The organism is Polaribacter sp. 20A6 (assembly GCF_011378915.1).
Taxonomy (GTDB): Bacteria; Bacteroidota; Bacteroidia; order Flavobacteriales; family Flavobacteriaceae; genus Polaribacter; species Polaribacter sejongensis.
On the sequence record NZ_WTPZ01000003.1, the window covers coordinates 78921 to 98243 of the forward strand.

Sequence of the window (19323 nt, forward strand, 5' to 3'; positions counted from 1 at the left end):
CACAAAAGAAATTAAATATTAAAATTATGAGTAAAATTATAAAGTTACTTTTTGTTGCTCTTTTAATGATTGGTTGTGCTAAGCAAGAGTCAAAAGAAATGCCAGATAAAGATTACAATCCAGAGGCAAAATTAAAAGAATTAAATATTGTATTGCCAAGTCCGCCGCAACCCATTGCAAATTATGTAAACGGAGTAAGAACAGGAAATCTTATTTTCTTGGCAGGAAAAGGTCCAAAACGTGTAGACGGAACAGAAATAACAGGAAAATTAGGACAAGATATTTCTATTAATGAAGGGTATGCAGCTGCAAGGTTAACAGCAATAAATCAACTAGCCGTTTTAAAACATATGCTAGGCAATTTAAATAAAGTAAAACGTATTGTAAAGGTTTTAGGTTTTGTAAACTCAGATCCTAATTTTTTAGATCAACCAAAAGTAGTTAACGGTTTTTCTGATTTAATGGTTGATGTTTTTGGAGAAAAAGGAAAACACGCAAGAGCTGCAGTTGGTATGGCTTCATTACCTAGAGCACAAGCGGTAGAAATTGAGTTTATTGTAGAGGTTTACGATTAATTATAAAAAATAAGATATGAAAATATATAATAGAAAAATTAAAATAGATTCAATAGTAAAGTCTTTCTTCTTATTGATATTCGTTTTAACTTTTACTCAAAATAGTAAAGCCCAAGAATTAAAGTTAAAATATTTTGGAGGTGCAGGTTGGGAAATGATAGAGGGAGATTTAAATATTTTAGTCGATCCATATATTTCTAGATTAAAGTTAGGTGATAGTCCATCAAACAGTAAAGAAGATACTCGCAAAAATTATTATCCATCAGATATTTATGTTTCAGATACGGCAACAATCAATAAAGTATTAACAAATAAAGTAGATTATATTTTAGTACATCATTCGCATTTAGATCATTTGGCAGACGTTCCTTATATCGCCAAAAAAACAGGAGCAATAGTAATTGCAACAGAAACAAGTTGTAAGATTTTAAAAGCGTATGGTATTCCAGAAAAGCAATTACTTAGAGTAAGAGGAGGAGAAGATTATCAGTTTGATGAATTTTCTGTAAGAGTAATTCCGTCTATTCATTCTGCTTTAGATGATAAGCATTATTATGATTCTAGAATGCATAATGAAGAGGTGAAATTACCTTTAAAATTAGAAGATTTTATTGAAGGTAAATCGTTAATGTTTTTAATTCGTTTTAAAAATCATAAAGTGTTAACGGCAGGTTCTATGAACTTTTTAGAAAGAGAAGTAGCAGGTTTAAAACCAGATATTATTTTACCAGGTGTTAATTTTTCTAGATTAGAAATTTATAAATATACAGAACGTTTAATGCAGTTAACAAACTTTCCTAAAATAGTCATTCCAACACATTGGGATAATTTTAGAGTTCCTTACGGATTTACTCAAGAGAGTGCAATTGATAAAAAAATTAAACCATTTTTAAAAGAAGTAAAATTAGCATCGCCAAAATCTAAAGTGATTGTTCCTGTACATTTAGAAACAATAATTATAAAATAAAGAGAACATTAAAGATAATTTTCTGTCACTTGTTTTTTAATACTAAGTGATAGAAAAGTTATTTATTCTAAACATTAAATTAAAATAGCTCTTTTCCTTCTGATAAAAAAAAGTACTTTTATCGCTATTTTAATTCTATATATGAAACCATTCAAATTTAAAGAGTTTACTGTTCATCAAGATAAAACAGCCATGAAAGTTGGTACCGACGGCGTTTTATTAGGTGCTTGGTGTTCTGTTGATGATTATCCGGATAATATTTTAGACATCGGTTCTGGTACAGGCGTTATTTCTTTAATGATTGCGCAGCGTTCGGACGCTATGACAATTGATGCTGTAGAGATTGATGAAAATGCGTACGAACAAACAGTAGCTAATTTTGAAGAATCGGATTGGGGAGATCGTTTATATTGTTACAATGCAACTTTTAATGAATTTGCAGAAGAAATTGCAGAAGAGGAAGAAACCTATGATTTAATTGTTTCGAACCCACCATTTTATAATGACGATTTTGAAACTGATGATGTTGCTAGAAATAAAGCACGTTTTACATCTTCTCTTTCTTTTAAAGAGCTGATTGTAGGAGTTTCTAAAATATTATCAGAAAAAGGAAAATTTTGTGTCGTCATTCCTTTTAAAGAAGAAACAAATTTCATCAATTTAGGAATAGAAAACAATTTACGTTTAAATAGAATTTGTAGAGTTAAAGGCAATGAAACATCAGAAATTAAAAGATGTTTATTAGAGTTTTCTTTTGATGAAACAGAAATACAAGAAGAAAGTTTAATTATAGAAATAGAGCGTCATCAATATACCGAAGATTATATTAATTTGACCAAGGATTTTTATTTGAAAATGTAGGTGTTTTAATTGCAAAGGGCGCAAAGAAAAAGGTTTTTACTCCGTGCAACTCTGTGTAACAACCACACTATCCAACCACATAATTAGGATTATACCCCAAATAAGGCACTTCTTTCTCCGTAAATTTTATTCCGTAATTTTCTAATTCTTTTAAAATAGGTTCATAGACTTCTTTGGAAATTGGTAGTTGTACTCCAGGAGTTTTAATTTCTCCTTTTAATATTTTTAAAGCTGCAATACCAACAGGTAAACCAACTGTTTTAGCCATTGCTGTATAAGTTTGGTTTTCACCAATAACCACCAAACTACTTTCTATTTGATGTTTTTTACCATCAACTTCATAACCAAAAAGATGCTGCATTACAACCATATCTTTTTCATCCTCTTTTAATGTCCAAGAATCTTCAAGTATTTTTTGTAACATTTGTGCAGGAGTAGCATTTGTCAAACCAATTATTTTCTTCGGATTAAAAATATCGAGTTCAATTAATTTTTCCCACATTACATCATCTTGATCAATTTTTAAGTAAGAACGTAGTTTTAACTCAACAGAATCAGAAGGAGAATATGCTAAAAATAAGTTTACAAAATCTCTATAACTCATGTTTTCAGAATCCTCAATAATGTAAGAATCATCTGTCATACCTAACTGTACAAAAATGTTCCAAGCTCTAGAAAAACCAACTTTTCTAATGGTTCCTCTGTACATTGTTGGTATCGTATCTAAACCATAAATACTTCTATATTTTAAAGAATCTCTATTTGCGTATGCTTCAAATTTGCCATTTTTATTGATGTTTAAAAACTCTGTTCTTCTAAACAATTTATTATACGGTATGTATTTATAAGTACCTTCTTGAATAAACATTGCAGCGCCACCTTGTCCCGCTAAAACCACATTTCTTGGGTTCCAAGTAAATTTGTAGTTCCATAGGTTGTTGTCGCTTTCTGGGGCTACTAATCCTCCGCAAAAAGATTCGAATAATAACATTTTGGCACCTTGCCTTCTAATTTTATCAAGGACTTGCATGGCACTCATGTGATCGATTCCTGGATCTAAGCCAATTTCATTCATAAGAATCAATCCTTTTTCCTTTGCAGCTTTATCTAATGTTTTCATTTCATCAGAAACATAAGAAGCCGTAACCATGTGTTTGCCAAAAAGAATGCAATCTTTTGCTACTTCAATGTGAAATCTTGCAGGTAACATGGAGATTACAACGTCCGTTTTCTTGATGATTCTTTGACGCTGCTCAGTATTAAAAACATCTAGAATGATGCTTTCTGCATTTTTATGATTGTTGATAAGCTTGTCTGCGTTTTCAGTAGAAATATCACCAATTGTTATTTTTAAGTTTTCTTCATCAGATTTTTCTAACAAATACTTTATTAGAAAAGAACTTGATTTTCCTGCACCAATAATTAGAATATTTTTCATCAATATATCTTATTTTTGTAGTCTTACGAAGATAGTAATTTTGTTTAAAATTTAACAAAAACCATTTAAAATGTTTAAAAATTTAATTATTACATGTGTTTTAGGGATGTTAGCCATTGTTTTAGGAGCTTTTGGAGCACATGCTTTAAAAGAAGTTTTAACTAGTGCAGAGTTGTTGAGTTTTGAAACTGCGGTTCGTTATCAAATGTATCACGTAATTGTGTTGTTATTTATCAATATTTATGACGGATTTACTACTTCACAAAAAAATAATATTAGCTATATTTTTTTCTTAGGGATTTTACTTTTTTCTGGTTCTATTTATGCGATTCATTTAACGCCAATTACAGCAAAATCTATTTGGTTTGTAACGCCTCTAGGAGGATTGACATTAATAATTGGTTGGTTTTTAATGATTATGATATTCTTAAAGAAATATCGAAATAGTAAATAAATTGATAATTTTATTGTAAGATATGTTGCTGTTTGGAATTAAAGTGTAATTTTGTCAGCAATTAATCTATAAATAATTAAAAATATTGATATGGTAGATACAAATACGAAATCGATTTCGTTAAATAGTCTAGGAATCAAAAATGCAACAGTTCGCTATCAATTAACCTCAGACGAGCTACATAGTGAAACTCTAAAAAAAGGACAAGGAAAAGTGTCTTCTTTAGGTGCTATAGCGGTTAATACAGGAGAATTTACAGGTCGTTCACCAAAAGATCGCTTTATTGTAAAAGATGAAGTAACTAAAGATGAGGTTTGGTGGAGTGATGTGAATATTCCTTTTGAGTCGGATAAATTTGATGCACTGTATACTAAAGTTGTTGATTATTTATCAGGTAAGGAAATTTTTGTAAGAGATAGTTCTGCTTGTGCGGATGAAAAATATAAATTAAATATTAGAGTTGTAAATGAGCAACCTTGGAGCAATATGTTTGCGTACAATATGTTCTTACGTCCTACAGAAAAGGAACTGGAAACTTTTTCTCCAGAATGGACTATTATTAATGCTCCTGGTTTTATGGCAGATGCAGATGTAGATGGAACGAGACAACACAATTTTGCTATTTTAAACTTCAGTAAAAAAATAGCTTTAATAGGTGGAACAGGTTATACAGGTGAAATTAAAAAAGGAATCTTTTCTGCTTTAAACTTCATTCTACCAGTTTTTAAAAATACGTTACCAATGCATTGTTCTGCAAATGTTGGTAAAGATGGTGATACTGCTATTTTCTTCGGATTATCAGGTACGGGAAAAACTACATTATCTACAGATCCGGATAGAAGTTTAATTGGTGATGATGAGCATGGTTGGACGGCAGAAAATACGGTGTTTAATTTTGAAGGTGGTTGTTATGCAAAAGTGATTAATTTATCAGCAGAACAAGAACCAGAAATTTTTTCAGCTATTAAAAAAGGTGCAATCTTAGAAAATGTAGTTATGGATGATAAAGGAGTTATCGATTTTGCAGATACTTCTATTACTCAGAATACTCGAGTTAGTTATCCAATTCATCATATAGAGAATATACAAGTACCATCCATAGGAAAAAATCCGAAGAATATTTTCTTTTTAACTGCGGATGCATTTGGAGTTTTACCTCCAATTTCTAAATTGACACCTAACCAAGCTGCGTATCATTTTATTTCTGGTTATACAGCAAAAGTAGCAGGTACAGAAGCGGGAGTTACGGAACCAACACCAAGTTTTTCTGCTTGTTTTGGTGCTCCTTTTATGCCATTACATCCAACAAGATATGCAGAAATGCTAAGTAAGAAAATGAAAGATGCTGGTGTAAATGTTTGGTTGATTAACACAGGGTGGTCTGGTGGACAATATGGAGTAGGTAGAAGAATGCCCTTAAAATATACAAGAGCAATGATTACGGCTGTTTTAAATGGCGATTTAGGAAGTTATAAATATGAAGATTATCATATACATTCTGTTTTCGGTGTTGCGCAACCAAGATCATGTCCTGGAGTGCCAACAGAATTATTAAGTCCGAGGTCTACTTGGAATAATGATGAAGCTTATTATAAGACGGCATTTAAACTCTCTAATGCATTCAGAAATAATTTTACGCAATTTGAAGAAGTTGCAAGTGAAGATATACGTAGAGGTGGACCTCAGCGATATGCTTTTTAGTAGTTTTGTTTTTTTTTAGTAAAGCACCTCAATTTGAGGTGCTTTTTTGTTTGAGCTAAGATTTAAATTTATAGAGTTAATAACGAGGTTGTTAATAATGTATCTTTGTGTAAGTGAAACACACTAAGTTATATTAATCAAAAAAAAACAAAATTATGAGCAATAGTAGCAATACAGTAGTAGGTTTATTAGCAGGAACAGTAATAGGAGCAACATTGGGTATTTTATTTGCACCAGATAAAGGAGCAAAAACTAGACAAAGAATTTCTGATGAAGCATTAGCTGCAAAAGATAAGATAGTAGATACGGCAAGTGATTTAACGGATAAAGTATCATCTTCAGTAGCAGGTCAAAAAGAAAGTTTAGACACTCAATTAGAAAATGTAGTATCTAACGTTAGTCATAAAGCAGAAGATGTAATTTCAACTTTAGAGAAAAAATTGAAAGAGTTGAAAGAACAAAATAAAAAATTACAAAAATCTGCCTAATCGATGAGCATATTCGACAATATAAAAAATTCCGCAGATAAAGGAACTGAAGCTAGTAAAGAATATGTATCCAAAACTATAGAGTATTCAAAGTTAAAGGCATTTCAAGTAACAGCTTTAACCCTAAGTATGATAGTTAAACTTTTTGTAATAGGAAGTTTATCTGTCTTAGGGTTTATATTTTTGGCAATTTCTAGTGCCATTGCTTTGGGAGAACTTCTCGAAAACGCGGCTTTAGGATATTTATTTGTGGGATTATTTTTCTTTGTTATTTCTATAGTTATTTATCTTTCGAGAAAATCTTTTGAGAAAAAAGTAATATCTAAAGTGTCTAAAATATTCTATGACTAATCACTAATGCCTAAAAAAACGAAAATGAAAATATATCAAAGTTTTGAAGAAATAAATACTGATTTAAGGCAGCTGTCATTAGAAAAACAAATTGCTTTAGAAGAACTTAAATTGGTTAAAAGTGATTTTGAAGAAAGTATAAAACCTATGACCCTAATAAGCAACGTTGTTACTACATTAGGGAAGTTTGGAACTTTAATGTTTATTAAGAAAATATTTAAATAGTAGTTGATTTATAAAGGAGTTACACAACGGATAATAATTTTTTCTTAAATCCGTTTGGAGTAATTCCATACTTTTCTCTAAAAATTTTAGAAAAGTAACTTCTACTACTAAATCCAATACTATAAACAATTTGAGATATATTTAAATCTGTATTCTTTAAAAGATCTCTTGAAGACTCTAAACGAATATGTCTTATATACTCTGTAACAGTTCTGTTGTATAAAAACTTAAAACCATCTTGAAGTTTTGCTTGTGTTAAACCAGAAGTTAATGAAAGATCTTCTAATGTATAGTTTTTAGCAGGATTTTTTACAATTGTTTTACCTAATTTACGAACAATTTTTAACTCATCCTTGGCAATGGACTTAGGTAAAGGGACACCTTCTAGAAGTCTATTGTGTTGTTGTATGTGTAAAGATAATACTTCATAAACTCTAGCTTCAATTTTAAGAATACGCAACATTCCTTTCCCCTTTACGTTTTTTATTTGGGCAATTATATCGGCCATTTTTAAATTAAGCGTACCGTAATTTATAAATCTGTGATCATGATCTGTATCTACGAAAACTTCATATAATTTTTCATTTAATGTAGAAACGTTTGTAGTTCTTTTTTTTAGAAATTTCTTTCTGACAATTTCTATAAGGTTAATTTCTACTTTTTCATTCTTAGGTAAATGGATATAATTATAACCATCTGTTTTATTTGTAAAAATTAAGGATTGAAATTGTTCTATTTTGCTTTCTTTATTATCAATACCAAATCGATGTTTAAAAGAACCAAATGAAGGGTACATAAATCGAAGAGGATTAAATTCTGGAACTGCTTGAATTTTAAAAATAAATTCTTTGTGTAGTTTGATATCAAAATCTAACAAGTTTACACCCCAATCGAAAGGTATAAATTTAATTGTTCCAATAGCGTTCTCATTATTAATTGTAAGTACATTTTCACTCCAATTACTAGTAACAGAACCTCCTATTTTTATAGCAATTTGCTCTAGTAAATCTTTGTCACTATCAGCAATTATTTCAATCTCAATCATTGTAGCAAAGTGTTTTAAAGGAACAATTATTTAATGTTCAGTACAAAAAATAAAAATAGTTTAAATTTTAATAACAAAGTTGACTTTTTTATCAATATTTCAAGTTTTTTATATGCTCGTTAAAATATTTAACAATAATTTAAGTAAAGTATAAAAACTTAAATGAGTTAAAATTTAGATTATATGCAATCACAACTAAAGCTTAATTGAGATATATTTGTATAACAGTTAGTTAGTTAGTTAGTTAGTTAGTTAGTTGAAAAAAAATTAGATAGATGTACATCGTTTGGCATCATTAAAGTAAACAAACGTTCATTTAAAATATTAAAATTATGTTACGTTGGACAATCACTTTTATAATAATCGCATTAATAGCAGGTGTTTTAGGATTTGGAGGAATTGCAGGAACTGCAGCAGGAATCGCTAAAATTATTTTTGTAATCTTCATTATTCTTTTCTTAATATCTTTAATTACAGGAAGAAAAAAAGTATAATTCTTATTTTTAATCCCAATTTAATATGGGCATATAATACTTGTTAAAAGTAAAAAGCATCCATTTTCGAAAATTTCGAATGGATGCTTTTTTTATGAATTGAAGTGTAAATTCTTAATTATTATTGAATAGTAACCTCTTTTTCGTTTTTTACAACATTTACAGATGCTACTTTTCCTGCCTCTTTTGCTTTCTTTTCAATTTTAGCTTCTTTTTTTATAATTTCTTGAGTATTCGTTTCATCAATAGTTATAGAAGTTATTGTGCTAGATAAATCTGTAGAAGTTTGAGTAGTTTCTATTTTTACTTCTTTATTAGTATTATTATAATCAGAAATTGCAGTGCTATTTAAAGCAATACTAGGAGCTATAACTAAAGCTACAACAGACATTAATTTTAAAAGAATGTTTAAAGAAGGTCCAGAAGTATCTTTAAAAGGATCTCCAACAGTATCTCCTACAACCGCTGCTTTGTGGGCATCTGTTCCTTTTTTACCTTGTTCTTCAATTGTTTTTTTAGCATTGTCCCAAGCACCACCTGCGTTAGATTGAAAGATTGCCATTAAAACACCACAAGTTGTAACACCTGCCAATAAACCACCTAACATTTCTGCGCCACCAATAAAACCAACAGCTACAGGTACCACGATTGCTAATAAACCTGGTAATACCATTTCTCTTATGGATGCTTTTGTAGAGATATCAATACATTTTCCATAATCTGCTACACCATCTGCAGCATCAAAAATAGCTCTATCTTCTTTAGAAGCTTTTGTCATATCAGAATCGTACTTACGCATTACTTCTAAGGCAGCTTTTAACTTTGGAATATCTCTAAACTGACGACGAACTTCCTCAATCATAGCCATTGCTGCTCTACCCACTGCATTCATAGATAAAGCCGAAAATACAAAAGGTAACATTCCTCCAACAAGTAAACCAGCCATAATTTGAGGTTGAGAAACATCAATAGCAACAACATTTGCTGTTTTCATAAAAGCAGCAAATAAAGCCAAAGCGGTTAAGGCAGCAGAAGCAATTGCAAATCCTTTACCAACCGCGGCAGTTGTGTTACCAACGGCATCTAATTTATCTGTACGTTCTCTTACTTCATGAGGTAATTCTGCCATTTCAGCAATTCCACCTGCATTATCACAAATTGGTCCGTATGCATCTACTGCTAATTGAATACCTGTATTGGCTAACATACCTACTGCTGCAATAGCAATACCGTATAAACCTGCATAATAGTGAGATACTATAATTGCAGCAGCAATTAAAAGAATAGGAATCATTGTAGACATCATCCCCACACCTAAACCAGCAATAATGTTTGTTGCTGCTCCAGTTTCCGATTGCGCTACAATAGACATTACAGGTTTTTTACCTGTAGCGGTATAATATTCTGTTATTTTTCCTACACCTAAGCCAGCTACTAAACCAGCTATTGTTGCTTTAAAAACACCCATTGCTCCAAAAGGTAAACCTTCTATAGATTCTGGAATTAAAGCTGTGATTATAAAATAGGAAGCCACAACCATTAAACCTGCCGAACCAAATTCTCCAATATTTAAAGCTGTTTGCGGATTTCCACCATCTCTTACTTTTACAAAAAATGTACCTAAAATAGACATCAAAATTCCTACAGCTCCAAGAACTAGCGGTAAATAAACTGCTCCTAGACCATCAAAATCAGGTGTTAAAATAAAAGCACCTAAAACCATTGTACCAATAATAGAACCAACATAAGATTCAAATAAATCTGCTCCCATACCAGCAACATCACCTACATTATCACCTACATTATCTGCAATAGTTGCAGGGTTTAAAGGATGATCTTCTGGAATACCAGCTTCTACCTTACCAACTAAATCTGCTCCAACATCTGCGGCTTTTGTGTATATACCACCACCAACACGTGCAAATAATGCAATTGAAGACGCACCTAATGAAAAACCAGATAATACATTTAATACTAATGTTAAGTTCTCTGCTCCAGGCCACATCGATTGGTACAGCATAAACAAGCTACTTAATCCTAAAATTCCTAAACCAACAACTCCTAAACCCATTACTGCACCTCCTGCAAAAGCGACTTCTAATGCTCTACCTAATGAGGTTTTTGCTGCTTGTGTTGTTCTAACATTTGCTTTGGTTGCTACTTTCATTCCGATAAAACCTGCTAAAGCAGAACAAATTGCTCCAATAATGAAAGAGACTGCAACCATTCCATTAGAGCCTACTTCTGTATTTCCTTTAAAGAAAAGTAAGATGGCTACAGCAATTACAAAAATTGCTAAAACTTTATATTCAGCTTTTAAGAATGCCATTGCTCCATCTGCAATGTTTTTTGCAATTCGAGACATTTTTTCATCACCAACCTCTTGTTTTGAAACCCAACCGCTTTTTAGAAAAACGAAGAGCAATGCTACCACACCAAATAGTGGTAGAAATTTTACGATTATTTCCATATTATCTAGTTAATTTAAGTTATATTTTTTTAACATTGTTAAAAATAGTTAAATTAAATTAATAAAAAAAAGTCTACATAAATTAAAGATTATATATTTAATACCCGTTTATTTTATATTATCTATACTATGACTTATGTCAGTTTTGTTGGTAAATCCTATTGAATTTTAATATTATCATGTTTTTTTTGATAACTATAATCGATATAAAGAGTGTTGATTTTTTAAGTTTTAAACAAAAAAAAGCACCTTAATTTTTAAGGTGCTTTTTGCTTTTATTGAAATTTACTTAGATAGTAAATGTTCTTTTTTTCTTGTGTTCGCTATCGTCATAACGTTTAACACATTCATCATAAATTTTAATTGCAGCAGCAGCATCTCCCCAACCACCAGTATCAACTTTTTTCTTTTCTAAGTCTTTATAAACTTGAAAGAAATGTTCTATTTCTTTTAATCTGTGAGGATTTAAATCTGCAATATCTTCTTTGTTACTCCAAATAGGATCAGAAACAGGTACACAAATTATTTTTTCATCAGGACCTTTTTCATCCGTCATATAGAAAACTCCAATAGGTCTAACTTCCATAACAACCATTGGGTAGGTTGGTTGATGACCTAAAACTAATACATCTAATGGATCTGAGTCTAACGCTAAAGTTTCAGGAATAAATCCGTAATCACCTGGGTACATCATAGAAGAAAAAAGCATTCTATCGAATCTAATTTTATGTAAAGTAAAATCATACTCATATTTATTTCTACTTCCTTTTGGTATTTCTATCAGTACGTCAAAAGTTACTGGTTTTTTCGTTTCTTTACTCATTGTCTTAGGTTCTTTCATTTTTTGGTTTTACACAAAAATAGTTATAAATTAAATTTTATTTTAGTTTTGAGGGCATAAATTTACGCAAAGGATTTCGATTTGGTTCTTAAAACGCTTCAATATCTTATTTTAAAAATTAAATAGCAACCCTGCCGTTACTCCAAATTTTCTTGCTTCTGAATTATCAAAGTAGTTTCCTCTAAAGTTAAAATCTACTCGTAATACCTTAAAAATATTAGCAACACCAATACTATATTCATAATAAGGTTCTTGATTGGGAGCAGTTAAGGGTATTTCAAAACTATTACCAGTTGTATTTAGTGCAACGTTTTTGTCAGAGATATCTCCTAAAAAGGTTTTAAAACCTATTACAGTTCTTAATTTTGTCTTTTTTAACAACGGAATTCTAGAAAAAATTCTACCATTAAAATTATGCTCTAAATGAAAGGAAGCATATTTATCTGTTACAAATTCGTAGAAATTTAATAGGTTAAAGGTATTATTAAACATAAAATAAGTTTGATTTCCTGGAGCAACACTTAATAAGCCTAAAGGAACTTCCCCAAAAGTTTGTCCCATTTCTAAAGAAGTTTTTAACCTTCCTAGACCGCCAATTTCCCATAATTTAAATAAAGAAAGCTGCACTTTAGTATAATCGAAATCACTACCAAAAATATCTTTAGTTCCTCTTGTTATTTGAGTAAAGTATTTTGTGTAGTTTGTATTTGCAGGCTCTCTCTGTACTCCGAAACCAGACATTTTTCGTTTAGGGTAATAGCCCATAGAAAATACGGTTTCTAATTGTCTTATGTTAGATGAAATACCCGATGTGGCAGTAAGATCATTATAGTCTAAACTAAAACTATTTGAAGCTGAACTTAGTGTTTTATAATTTGCAGAAAGCTTTAATATTAAATTTGGTGCTGGTTCTATTTCTCCTGTTAGCGTAGTAATATTAATGTTTGTTAGTTTATCATTGGTACCAGTGCTTATTAACGATGAAGAGCCATCACTTCTCCCTAAAACATCTGTATTGGCAGTTAAAGTAGCTCCAATTTGTTCTATATCATTTTTCTTTCCACCAGTAATTATGAATCTATTTTTTTCATTTAGAAGCCATTTTGCCTGAAAACCATATTTTAAATTTTTATCCTTTAAACCATAAGCAGTATAGGCTTCTAGTCTAAATAAATCATTAGAAGATTTATAAGTTCTTGCCCCGACTCTTACTCGCAATCCTTCTACATCATTATAGCCAAAAGTAGAAAAAATAGGGCCATAATCTATGTTTAAGGATTCAATTTCAAAGTATCCAGAGTACGAAGTCTGAACAGCTTTGTTAATGTTTTTAAACTTTTTAACCGTTTTTAAGGTATCTATTAATTTATAAATACCTTTTTCATTTTTGTTGAGTTCTTCTAACCTATTATTGTCCCAAAACTCTCTAGATTTACTATAAATGGAGTCGTTGTTAGGGGGAAAAACTTTTTTATCATAAAAGCTGTCATCTTTTAGCGGTTTATTAAAAACGTAATCTTTATAAATGGTTGTCTTTTTACCATAAATTCCTCTTGATTTATCTTTTTTACTAAGTGAAAAATCAGATAATAGGTAGTCTCTTTTTAATACAAAAATAGAATCATTTAACAATTCAAACTCTTGCTCTATATACACATCTTTAACCCAGTTTATATTGGCATTTTTTACTACTTGTAAATTAATTTCTTTTACAGCAAATGTGGAATCATTTACCCAAAAATTACCTTTAAAAGTAAGTTCGTTTTGTCTTCTAGGATAGTAAATAATATTATAACACCATTTCTTACCTATAAAAGAGCTGTCTGCTAAAACATAATTATAGTTGTTGATTCCTGTTTTAGACAATGGACTTACAAAGCTTTTATCGAAGATTTTTAAATAATTATCATAAATATCATATTCAGCATATAAATCATCTACATAATCTATAAGCTGTTGATCTTTACTAAAACCAGAGTTTTGGTTTGCAATTAAAACTTCTTTTTCTTTCTTTAAAGTATTGTCTCCATATACGTGTGTAAGGTTTTCATTTAAAAAAACTGGTAAAAAAGTTTTTCCGGTTATACTAGAGGTATCTACATCTTTAAAAACAAACTCTAATCCTTTAAATATTTTTTTCTCTTTTAATTTTTCATCAATAGTATTTAAATCAAATTCTACCTTTTGGTATTTCTTATAGGTATACTGATTAAAATGGGTTAAACCATTTTTACGTTTTTGAGCCCAAATTTTTCTAAGAATGTCTATTGCAGGATTGTTCTTTTTTGGTTGTTTACCAGTTGCTATTATAATTTCATCTAAAGCATCTGTTTCTTCTTCAAGTGTAATTTTTAAGTTATAGCTAATTCTGTGTTCTAAAGGCACTATTAGTGTTTTATAACCAATAAAAGATACTTCTATTTCTTTCCAAGTTTCTTTAGATTCAAAATAAAAACCACCATTTTCATCACTAGTGGTTCCTTCTATAGAACCCTTAAATTGGATACTACAATAAGGAAGAGGTGTGTTGTCTGCGTCTGTTATAATTCCCTTTACTTTTGTTTGTGCTAATAAAGAGATAGAAAATAATAGAGAATAAATTAAAGCGAATTTTATTTTCATTAGTAAGAATAATTCTTGTTGTTTTTTTGTGAATTAGATAACGTAATCTTCAAATAATTATTTCCTAGTCGGTGTATTATTTACGTCCTTACTAAAAAAAAGATATTTTGATTGATGTAGTATTTAAAAGTAGAAAATACGTGAGATTTAGATAGTGTAGAAGTGTTTTTTTGAATTTATACAAATAAAAAAAAAGACTAATAAAATATATTTATTAGCCTTTTTTAAGAATTTATTGAAGTTCTTTTTATTTTTTATACATCACTTCTTTTACCGCTTTTATAACATCGTTATAATTTGGTATCCATTTCTCAAATAAAACAGGAGAATAAGGAGCAGGAGTATCTGCAGTAGTAATTCTTTTAATAGGAGCATCTAAATAATCGAATGCTTCTTCTTGTATTCTATAAGTTATTTCTGTAGAAATACTAGCAAATGGCCAAGATTCTTCTAAAATAACTAATCTATTTGTCTTTTTTACTGATGTTAAAATGGCAGCATGATCCATTGGACGTACTGTTCTTAAATCAATAATTTCACAAGAAATATTTTCTTTTGCTAATTCGTCAGCAGCTTTATAAGCTTCTTTAATAATTTTTCCGAAAGAAACGATTGTTACATCTGTTCCTGCTCTTTTAATGTCTGCAACTCCAATAGGGATAATGTATTCTCCTTCTGGAATTTCCATTTTATCACCATACATTTGCTCAGACTCCATAAAAATAACCGGATCGTCATCTCTAATAGCAGCTTTTAATAAACCTTTTGCATCATAAGGGTTAGAAGGTACAATAACCTTTAAACCAGGAGTGTTTGCAAACCAGTTTTCAAATGCTTGTGAGTGAGTTGCGCCTAATTGACCAGCAGAACCTGTAGGTCCTCTAAATACAATTGGGCAATTAAACTGTCCACCAGACATTTGTCTAATTTTTGCAGCATTATTTATAATTTGATCAATACCAACCAAAGAGAAGTTAAAAGTCATATACTCTACAATTGGTCTAAGACCATTCATTGCAGAACCAACTGCAACCCCAGCAAAACCAAGCTCAGCAATAGGTGTGTCTATAACACGTTTAGCACCAAACTCATCTAACATACCTTTAGATGCCTTGTAGGCACCATTATATTCTGCAACTTCTTCACCCATTAAATAAATGCTTTCATCTCTGCGCATTTCTTCACTCATGGCTTCACAAATTGCCTCTCTGAATTGAACTGTTTTCATCTAGTATTAATTGTAATTAGTAATTTCAATTGCAAAAGTAAGGAATTATGAGAATAAAAATACTCAAAAAAAAATAAATAATTAGATGAATTATTTTCATCTCTAATATTTTAATTTTTAATTGAAAATACTAAGAGACTTTGTATGCTTAAATTCCTTTATATCAGACAGATCAAGGATGCTGTGAAATAGGAAATCTGTGGAGATTGAATTGTTTTTGTTTAAATTAAGATTTTCTACTTTTTTAGGATTTTTTTGTTTAAAATTTTCAGAATACCAGACCAACATGGCAGGGTTTTCAGAGGCTTTATGTTTTTGAGCATGAAACCATTTACCGTCCTCACCTAAAATTTCTCCATGGTCTGATAGGTAAATTAATATGGTATTCTTAGAAGACTTTTTTAAATCTTCGATAATTTTATTTAAAAAAGAATCTAAATATAAAATGGTATTATCGTAAGAATTTATAAGTGCTGTTTTAGAGGAAGATCCTACATATTTACTGGTTACTATTGGTTGGTAAACGGTAGAATTTTCATCAAACCTGCTATTGTAGTACCAATGACTGCCTATCATGTGAAGGGTTGTTATTTTATTTCCTTTAAAATTTTTAGTAAGATCTATGTTATTTAATATTTCTAAATCCTTTTCTTTTTTAAAGCTTAAAACGGAATGGAATTTATCTATAATTTGTATTTTATCATTGGTGTTCACAATGTCTTCGTAGCTTTTTTCTAAAGATTGATTTCCAATCCACTCTGTTTTAAAAGCTGCTTTGTTAAGTACACTATACAAACTTGTTGCGGTGTTTAAAGTGTCTGTAATAGATTTATCTGTTAGAATTTGTGGTACACTAATAGCGGTGTAAGTTAAAGGAGTATAGACATCTTTGTAGCTAATTATATTTTTCTGATGCTCTAATAAAGGAGTTGTTTTCCGGTTATATCCATTTAAAGAAAGGTGATCTGCTCTTACCGATTCCCCAAGAACAAAAACAATATGTAGGTCGTCTTGAGAACTCACAACATGTTTATCTACATCTTCTAAAATTAAATCTGTTTTTGCTAGATATTGTTTCACACTAAAAAATGCTGAGTACGGTAATCTTCGTTTAAGAGCGCCAAAACGATAATTTTCAACCATAAAAAATGTGATTATTCCAAGTATAGATAAAATAAATAAAGGCGATTTTATAGTGTTCTTTTCAAGTTTTGTAAATGTTTTTAAAATGATAAATACAGCAAGCATAGCAAGCAGTATATAGCCTAAAAACAGCCAACTAAATACATCTACGGCAATATCTAAATTGGTTTCAGAAATGGCTTGAATCATACCAAAATCGATACTAATATCTTGTGTGTACACCCAAAATGATAAGCAAGCACATATTAAAAATAGAATAGGAAAAAGTAGGATAAATACTCTTTTAAATAAACTTAAAATATATATAAAACCAAATACAGAAAACTGAAGTAACAGAAAATGTATTACGTAGATAAAAAATGCTTTTACAGTACCGAAAGGTACATGAACATAACAGGCAATCGTTATAAATAGAGCTACAAAGATATTTAGTAGTAAATGAAACTGAATTTCTTTTTTATATACTTTTATTTTTTCCATTTAAAAAGGGTACATATTTGTTGATTAATAATAAAACAGGAAACATTAATAATAGTTGAAAAAGGACTAAGACTATTTTTTCTAGTTCTGTAAAGTTAAAAACACTAGATCCTATAGTTAAAACGATCACTAGTTTTATAAAAGTTAAAGATCTTACTTGCATTGCTAAAATTGGTATGGTATTTTTTCCGAAAAAGGATAAGAATTTAAAAATAGGTAACACTTTAAAAAGGTTACATCAAAAGAGAACTCCTACAAGTGCATTTATAATAAATAAAAACTCATTGCCATATTTAGATCTATACATGTCTACTTCTTGCAGAAAGAATAAAGAAAAAATTAAATGAAGTATACCTAAAATAAAAAGAGCTGTTATTTCTCCTTTCCATTTATTAAAAAATAAATAGTTTTTACTGTAATAGCCAAAGGTGTAAAAAATTAAAGAAACTAAAGATACGTCTAAGCTCCAGATCAGGTTTATGTTTGTGAATCTAGGAATTAAAAAACCTATAAATACACTAATAGTTATGACTAGGAATTGATTTTTTTTGTTTTGGATGAATTTTTTTATCAACCAAAAAATAAGAAAAGTTAAAAAAATGGATGGTAAAAACCACATTGGAATTCCCCAATTCATATAGTCAATGTCTCCTTGAGCATAAAAAATACCTATAAAATTTTTAATTGGAGATAGTTCTAAAGCAGCTGATTCTCCATATTTTCTACCTAAAAAGAACCAAAAGAAAAAAAGTATAAAACTCCAGAGAAAGTATGGTACTAAAAGTTGTTGAGCCCTTTTTTTAACGATTTCGAAATTAGATTTCTTAGGATGAAAAACGCCTGCAATTAAAAAAAATAAACGCATGTGAAAACTATAAATATAATTTTCGATTACAGGGAAATTATGTCCATAAACAACTAGAATGATACCAAAACCTTTAATTTGGTCAATCCAATTTATTCTTTTTTGATTTGAAACTAGAGCGCTGATATTTTTTTGAAATTTTATTTTACTATTAATTTTATTTTAACTGTAAAGAACATACTTTTTTTACATTTTATTAAATAAATGTATCTTCTTAATGTGAAAAAGTTAAATAATTGAAAAAAATACTATGCATGCATAGTATTTTTTTAAAAAATTACGTATTTTCGTTGCAGATAAAAAGTATAAAAATAGAATTTTATGAAAATATTGGTTTGTATTAGTCATGTTCCAGATACCACGTCTAAGATTAATTTTACAGAAAACGATACGAAATTTGATACAAATGGAGTACAGTTTGTTATTAATCCTTACGATGAATTTTGTTTAACAAGAGCCATGTGGTTTAAAGAAAAACAAGGTGCTTCTGTAACAATTGTAAATGTTGGTGGTCCCGAAACGGAACCTACATTGCGTAAAGCTTTAGCAATAGGAGCCGATAATGCAATACGTGTAAATGTAAACCCAACAGACGGATTTCAAGTAGCAAAAGAATTGGCAGCAGTAGTTAAAAATGGCGAATATGATTTAGTATTGGCAGGAAAAGAATCTGCAGACTATAATGGTCAAATGGTTCCAGGAATGTTAGCTACGTTAACCGATTTTAATTTTATAAATGGTTGTGTTGGTTTAGAAGTAGAGGGTACTTCTGTTACTGCAACTAGAGAAATAGATGGAGGAAACGAAACTTTATCTACAAGTTTACCTTTAGTAATTGGTGGACAAAAAGGAGTGGTAGAAGAAAAAGATTTACGCATACCAAATATGCGTGGAATTATGATGGCACGTAAAAAACCATTAGAAGTAGTAGAGCCAGTTAGTAATGAAGCGTCAACAAGTATTCAATCTTTTGAAAAACTACCAGCAAAAGGAACTGTAAAATTAGTAGATGCAGATAATGTAGATGAGTTAATTAGCTTATTGCATAACGAAGCAAAAGTAATATAAGAGAGTG

At 29.9% G+C, this 19323-nt stretch carries 18 protein-coding genes; 10 read left to right on the forward strand and 8 right to left on the reverse strand.

The genetic code is table 11. The features are described from left to right. Positions 1–26 precede the first annotated feature (26 nt). From GQS57_RS07700 to GQS57_RS07710, 3 genes are all read left to right on the forward strand, one after another. A complete protein-coding gene (locus GQS57_RS07700; protein ID WP_165732120.1) occupies positions 27–575 on the forward strand; it encodes a RidA family protein in 549 nt (182 codons plus the stop codon). A gap of 16 nt (positions 576–591) precedes the next feature. Continuing rightward, complete coding sequence (locus tag GQS57_RS07705) at positions 592–1542, forward strand: MBL fold metallo-hydrolase (protein ID WP_165732122.1); 951 nt, start codon at positions 592–594, stop codon at positions 1540–1542. A 141-nt stretch (positions 1543–1683) separates the two neighbouring features. After that, positions 1684–2403 carry a tRNA1(Val) (adenine(37)-N6)-methyltransferase gene (locus tag GQS57_RS07710; RefSeq protein ID WP_205860236.1) on the forward strand — a complete coding sequence of 240 codons (720 nt, stop codon included), beginning with the start codon at positions 1684–1686 and terminating at the stop codon, positions 2401–2403. A 67-nt stretch (positions 2404–2470) separates the two neighbouring features. On the opposite strand, the gene GQS57_RS07715 is transcribed toward GQS57_RS07710, so the two are convergent. Then, positions 2471–3841: a saccharopine dehydrogenase family protein gene (locus GQS57_RS07715; RefSeq protein ID WP_165732124.1), complete on the reverse strand. Its 1371-nt coding sequence runs from the start codon at positions 3839–3841 to the stop codon at positions 2471–2473. Positions 3842–3911: 70 nt separating this feature from the next. Here GQS57_RS07715 and GQS57_RS07720 point away from each other — a divergent pair, with 70 nt between their 5' ends. From GQS57_RS07720 to GQS57_RS07740, 5 genes are all read left to right on the forward strand, one after another. Then, positions 3912–4295: a DUF423 domain-containing protein gene (locus tag GQS57_RS07720; protein ID WP_165732126.1), complete on the forward strand. Its 384-nt coding sequence runs from the start codon at positions 3912–3914 to the stop codon at positions 4293–4295. Positions 4296–4385: 90 nt separating this feature from the next. Next, a complete protein-coding gene (gene pckA, locus GQS57_RS07725; protein ID WP_165732127.1) occupies positions 4386–5996 on the forward strand; it encodes a phosphoenolpyruvate carboxykinase (ATP) in 1611 nt (536 codons plus the stop codon). 155 nt (positions 5997–6151) lie between these two features. Continuing rightward, positions 6152–6484, forward strand: a complete 333-nt coding sequence (locus GQS57_RS07730; protein ID WP_165732130.1) for a YtxH domain-containing protein — start codon at positions 6152–6154, stop codon at positions 6482–6484. Between the two features lie 3 nt (positions 6485–6487). After that, complete coding sequence (locus GQS57_RS07735; RefSeq protein WP_165732132.1) at positions 6488–6835, forward strand: hypothetical protein; 348 nt, start codon at positions 6488–6490, stop codon at positions 6833–6835. A 24-nt stretch (positions 6836–6859) separates the two neighbouring features. Beyond that, positions 6860–7060, forward strand: coding sequence for a DUF6327 family protein (locus tag GQS57_RS07740; protein WP_165732134.1), 201 nt, complete (start codon positions 6860–6862; stop codon positions 7058–7060). A 19-nt stretch (positions 7061–7079) separates the two neighbouring features. Here the strand turns inward: GQS57_RS07740 and GQS57_RS07745 are convergent, their stop codons facing one another. Next, positions 7080–8105 (reverse strand): AraC family transcriptional regulator, encoded by a 1026-nt coding sequence (locus GQS57_RS07745; RefSeq protein WP_165732135.1) that lies wholly within the window; start codon positions 8103–8105, stop codon positions 7080–7082. Positions 8106–8437: 332 nt separating this feature from the next. Here GQS57_RS07745 and GQS57_RS07750 point away from each other — a divergent pair, with 332 nt between their 5' ends. Continuing rightward, positions 8438–8599: a DUF1328 domain-containing protein gene (locus tag GQS57_RS07750; RefSeq protein ID WP_165732137.1), complete on the forward strand. Its 162-nt coding sequence runs from the start codon at positions 8438–8440 to the stop codon at positions 8597–8599. A 121-nt stretch (positions 8600–8720) separates the two neighbouring features. Here the strand turns inward: GQS57_RS07750 and GQS57_RS07755 are convergent, their stop codons facing one another. From GQS57_RS07755 to GQS57_RS07780, 6 genes are all read right to left on the reverse strand, one after another. Further along, positions 8721–11069 carry a sodium-translocating pyrophosphatase gene (locus GQS57_RS07755; RefSeq protein WP_165732139.1) on the reverse strand — a complete coding sequence of 783 codons (2349 nt, stop codon included), beginning with the start codon at positions 11067–11069 and terminating at the stop codon, positions 8721–8723. A gap of 289 nt (positions 11070–11358) precedes the next feature. Next, a complete protein-coding gene (locus tag GQS57_RS07760; protein WP_240915453.1) occupies positions 11359–11910 on the reverse strand; it encodes an inorganic diphosphatase in 552 nt (183 codons plus the stop codon). A gap of 111 nt (positions 11911–12021) precedes the next feature. Continuing rightward, positions 12022–14532 carry a DUF5686 family protein gene (locus tag GQS57_RS07765; RefSeq protein WP_165732141.1) on the reverse strand — a complete coding sequence of 837 codons (2511 nt, stop codon included), beginning with the start codon at positions 14530–14532 and terminating at the stop codon, positions 12022–12024. A gap of 247 nt (positions 14533–14779) precedes the next feature. Next, positions 14780–15760 carry a pyruvate dehydrogenase complex E1 component subunit beta gene (locus GQS57_RS07770; RefSeq protein ID WP_165732143.1) on the reverse strand — a complete coding sequence of 327 codons (981 nt, stop codon included), beginning with the start codon at positions 15758–15760 and terminating at the stop codon, positions 14780–14782. Between the two features lie 117 nt (positions 15761–15877). Then, positions 15878–17383, reverse strand: coding sequence for a phosphoethanolamine transferase (locus tag GQS57_RS07775; protein ID WP_165732145.1), 1506 nt, complete (start codon positions 17381–17383; stop codon positions 15878–15880). Positions 17384–17621: 238 nt separating this feature from the next. Further along, positions 17622–18404, reverse strand: coding sequence for an acyltransferase family protein (locus GQS57_RS07780; protein WP_165732717.1), 783 nt, complete (start codon positions 18402–18404; stop codon positions 17622–17624). A gap of 165 nt (positions 18405–18569) precedes the next feature. Between GQS57_RS07780 and GQS57_RS07785 the strand changes: the two genes are divergently transcribed. Further along, positions 18570–19316, forward strand: coding sequence for an electron transfer flavoprotein subunit beta/FixA family protein (locus tag GQS57_RS07785; protein WP_165732147.1), 747 nt, complete (start codon positions 18570–18572; stop codon positions 19314–19316). The last annotated feature ends 7 nt before the right edge of the window (positions 19317–19323 follow it).

What these genes read in the sequence shown, in the direction of transcription:
- GQS57_RS07765 (WP_165732141.1), bottom strand. Translation starts at nt 14,532, where the DNA reads ATGAAAATAAAATTCGCTTTAATTTATTCTCTATTATTTTCTATCTCT.
- GQS57_RS07740 (WP_165732134.1), top strand. Translation starts at nt 6,860, where the DNA reads ATGAAAATATATCAAAGTTTTGAAGAAATAAATACTGATTTAAGGCAG.
- GQS57_RS07735 (WP_165732132.1), top strand. Translation starts at nt 6,488, where the DNA reads ATGAGCATATTCGACAATATAAAAAATTCCGCAGATAAAGGAACTGAA.
- GQS57_RS07710 (WP_205860236.1), top strand. Translation starts at nt 1,684, where the DNA reads ATGAAACCATTCAAATTTAAAGAGTTTACTGTTCATCAAGATAAAACA.
- GQS57_RS07700 (WP_165732120.1), top strand. Translation starts at nt 27, where the DNA reads ATGAGTAAAATTATAAAGTTACTTTTTGTTGCTCTTTTAATGATTGGT.
- GQS57_RS07745 (WP_165732135.1), bottom strand. Translation starts at nt 8,105, where the DNA reads ATGATTGAGATTGAAATAATTGCTGATAGTGACAAAGATTTACTAGAG.
- GQS57_RS07730 (WP_165732130.1), top strand. Translation starts at nt 6,152, where the DNA reads ATGAGCAATAGTAGCAATACAGTAGTAGGTTTATTAGCAGGAACAGTA.
- GQS57_RS07775 (WP_165732145.1), bottom strand. Translation starts at nt 17,383, where the DNA reads ATGGAAAAAATAAAAGTATATAAAAAAGAAATTCAGTTTCATTTACTA.
- GQS57_RS07715 (WP_165732124.1), bottom strand. Translation starts at nt 3,841, where the DNA reads ATGAAAAATATTCTAATTATTGGTGCAGGAAAATCAAGTTCTTTTCTA.
- GQS57_RS07785 (WP_165732147.1), top strand. Translation starts at nt 18,570, where the DNA reads ATGAAAATATTGGTTTGTATTAGTCATGTTCCAGATACCACGTCTAAG.
- pckA (WP_165732127.1), top strand. Translation starts at nt 4,386, where the DNA reads ATGGTAGATACAAATACGAAATCGATTTCGTTAAATAGTCTAGGAATC.
- GQS57_RS07760 (WP_240915453.1), bottom strand. Translation starts at nt 11,910, where the DNA reads ATGAAAGAACCTAAGACAATGAGTAAAGAAACGAAAAAACCAGTAACT.
- GQS57_RS07755 (WP_165732139.1), bottom strand. Translation starts at nt 11,069, where the DNA reads ATGGAAATAATCGTAAAATTTCTACCACTATTTGGTGTGGTAGCATTG.
- GQS57_RS07750 (WP_165732137.1), top strand. Translation starts at nt 8,438, where the DNA reads ATGTTACGTTGGACAATCACTTTTATAATAATCGCATTAATAGCAGGT.
- GQS57_RS07720 (WP_165732126.1), top strand. Translation starts at nt 3,912, where the DNA reads ATGTTTAAAAATTTAATTATTACATGTGTTTTAGGGATGTTAGCCATT.
- GQS57_RS07705 (WP_165732122.1), top strand. Translation starts at nt 592, where the DNA reads ATGAAAATATATAATAGAAAAATTAAAATAGATTCAATAGTAAAGTCT.
- GQS57_RS07770 (WP_165732143.1), bottom strand. Translation starts at nt 15,760, where the DNA reads ATGAAAACAGTTCAATTCAGAGAGGCAATTTGTGAAGCCATGAGTGAA.